At 56.2% G+C, this 2,193-nt stretch carries 3 protein-coding genes; all 3 read left to right on the top strand.

Translation table 11 applies throughout. The features are described 5' to 3' along the window. Nucleotides 1–582, top strand: a 582-nt coding sequence (locus tag ACYP5B_RS27455) for a polymorphic toxin type 15 domain-containing protein (RefSeq protein ID WP_459571807.1), incomplete at its 5' end; no start/stop codon positions are given. Beyond that, nucleotides 579–1,124, top strand: a complete 546-nt coding sequence (locus ACYP5B_RS27450; RefSeq protein WP_459571806.1) for a T6SS immunity protein Tdi1 domain-containing protein — start codon at nt 579–581, stop codon at nt 1,122–1,124. The genes ACYP5B_RS27455 and ACYP5B_RS27450, both read left to right, overlap by 4 nt. A gap of 414 nt (nt 1,125–1,538) precedes the next feature. After that, nucleotides 1,539–1,793 (top strand): hypothetical protein, encoded by a 255-nt coding sequence (locus ACYP5B_RS27445; RefSeq protein ID WP_459571805.1) that lies wholly within the window; start codon nt 1,539–1,541, stop codon nt 1,791–1,793. The last annotated feature ends 400 nt before the right edge of the window (nt 1,794–2,193 follow it).

Here is a 2,193-nt window from a genome sequence, read left to right as displayed (position 1 = left end):
TTTGGGGCGTCGCGCACGGGGCAGCTCTTTGCGGCAGGGATGGATCAGGCGGCATACCGGATGGGGTTGACATCCTATGTGGTGCCGCCTGAGTTCCGCGTTGCTCCAAGCACGGCAGGCGCAATCGATTCTGGGTTAACCGTCAATATTCAGTACACTCCTCTTCAAGGAAACGAAGTGGAATTCATGAGGCAACTTGCTGGGCAGGAAGCAGGACTAAATATGCTCACTGCTGGTGAGATTCGAGCAAATATCGAGGCTTTCAACGCTGGCGGACGTCCCTCAAGCGCTACTGATGCTATATCGGCATTCAGGCGCGAGAATCCTGTAACCGATGATCCTTTTGTTGATGCCTATATGAAGAATGCGCCAGAAGGACAGACGCCAAGGTTTGCAGCCCTTCACGAGCCTGATATGGTCATTGGGGGCCGCGCGAGTGGTGTGACGGGATATGGTGACCTCAACGTAAACAGCTCCATTGGGGCGCAGAATGCTTATCGTCAGAGTGTAATTTATGATGCTGTGAAGTCCGCTTTGCCGAACAGCTACGTACGTTTTGTTTTTGGAGTAACCGAGAAATGACCTTTGCTAACGCCTTTCTAGTCGATGAAGTAACTTCGAAGTCTTCGTCCAAAAAAATGGCTGATTTCGGAATTTGTCCCGGAACGTACAACCAAGGGATAATCTCGGTGTTGGATGAATCCCTATCAGATGCTGCTCTAGAGTCTTGGCGGTGGCTACTTGGTCAAGATGCAGTCGCTCTGATGGCAACATCAATTGGTGATCTATTCTTTTGGTCTGAAAAGAACGGTGCTATCTATTTCCTAGATGTTCAGCGAGGTCAATCAACATTTGTTGATAGGGATATAATTTTTGTTTTGAATAGATTTCTTTCTCAAAATGAAATACAAGACCGTGTACTTCGTCGCGACCTTTTCAATTCCCTGAGTGCTCAGCTTGGAAAATTGATGTACGAGGAATGCTTTATCGCGGAGCCCTGGTTGAGGCATGGTGGTAGTGGGGATGTGTCCACGTATGCAAAGGGCAGCCTCGTCGTTTACCTAAATCTTGTTGGGCAGGCAGTAGAGCACTCGATGAGATTGGAGCGCGCTAGGGCTAAGTAAAGCTCTGACTCTTGAGCATCGCCTGACGGACTTCCGCTTCACGCGCCGCCCACTGCGTGGGGTGGTTCGCTGGGGCGACACCCAGCTCAAGGCTCGCCAGGTGGAGATGGAGTTCCTGACCGTGCACTGGCGGGGGCTGGCTAGCCGGCCAGGGCGGCGCTGCTGCAGGCGCTGAAGGATGAGGCCGACGACGATAACGAGCTCGGCGCAGCCGACCTCTTAACCCCCTCCCGATTGGCCGCCTGCGGCCCCAAAAACGCACTTCGGGGCTTCTGACCCAAGAAACAGTCCATCTGCGGTCGAATCACGGCCTGGAAAGGCGCGCCCGCTAAGGCGTAGCGGGCGATAGGGGTACGACTTCGCCTCGAACCTATTGCGTTTGGCAATGCCCTGGGCGGGAGCCTGGCAGACCATTTGAGCAGCTCGAATAGCACGCAGGAAGATGTGCTGGGGCAGAAGATCGCCGAGTTGCAGCAATCGCCTATCTGGAACGACCCGGTGTCTGGTCAGCCGGGCTTCGACAGCAATGCAGCATACAATCAACTGGTGGGTGCGTTCGGTGAGTCGCGTGGAGGGTATGGCGGCGACACGCCGTCGATGACGCTGGCCGCCAACAATCTGCGGCAGCCCGGGCAGCCGCTGGTGATGTCGGATGCCGGCTCCGGATGATATGGCAGTGCCGATGCCCATGACGCTCGCGTGGCAGAGCTGCAGGTAATGGCCGGACAGGCGCTGAGCGAAGGGGACCGGTTCAACGTCGACGGATCCACTGCCAACGTTCTGATTAAGGGCATACCGCCACAACAGCTACCTGACATTGAGCTCGCACAGGCAAAATCTGGCACGCCGGTCTGGGTGGACCCGGAGACTGGTGTCGAGGTGTTTGCAGTGCCCTATCCCCAGATCACGGCAACCCGGCTACCAGAGGCTGGCATCAGCGATCTGAATCGTTTGGGGCAATCATTTCGACGCCGCACAGGCTGCGGTGCAGCGCAATACGGCGCTGGGCCAGTCGATCCTGAATGCCCCGGGCGCCGTCGCCCGCTTCGGACTGCGGGCAATGACCGGC

The sequence above is a fragment of the Cupriavidus sp. 8B genome, from assembly GCF_054589115.1.
Note: the sequence above shows the minus strand (reverse complement) of the source record. Positions and strands in the feature narration are given on the sequence as shown.